We start from the raw sequence: 563 nt of genomic DNA on the forward strand, positions 1-563 counted from the left end.
CGAGGAATTCTTCAGTAATCTCTTTTAAAGATTTTGACCAAACAAGGTTGTACAATTCCTCTCTTGTGAAGACCTTTGATTTCATTTCTGCTTATTTTTTTAAAATGTTATGGTTATTATCTTGATTTAAATAAATCTCTTTAGTTTATTTTTTTCGAATCTTAATCTGTCCTTTTTCTAATTCAATAAAAAGTAAAGAACTGTCAGGCAGGAACAAAGGTTGATGACTAAACCGGCTGCGAAAAAAAATGTTCCTTTTCTAAAATAGCATTTGATTTCTTTATTCATTGTCTCCGAGATTTCGAGATATTTCTCATTCTGAATAATAATTCGTTCTATGCCCTGTTTGTGCTCCGTCAATAACTTCTGCAAATTTTGAAGATCTAATTGAATCTTAGTTTTCCGGATCTCCTCCAGCTTTTTGACTACCTCTTCAAAGTTTCTAATTTCTGAAACCAGCAGTTCCGATAATTCCTCTAATTTTGTCATAATCGCATGTTTAGTATTCAAATCCCTGACTTATAATTCTTTTGATTACCTGTTTTGCAATACTCAGGGTTAAT

General features: G+C 31.4%; 1 protein-coding gene. It reads right to left on the reverse strand.

Annotated elements, in window-relative coordinates; all coding sequences use genetic code 11:
• Positions 1-177: 177 nt before the first annotated feature.
• On the reverse strand, positions 178-489 hold the full coding sequence (locus HC176_RS15875; RefSeq protein ID WP_167919969.1) for a DUF6730 family protein: 312 nt from the start codon (positions 487-489) through the stop codon (positions 178-180).
• Positions 490-563: the final 74 nt, after the last annotated feature.

The organism is Tamlana crocina (genome assembly GCF_012037625.1).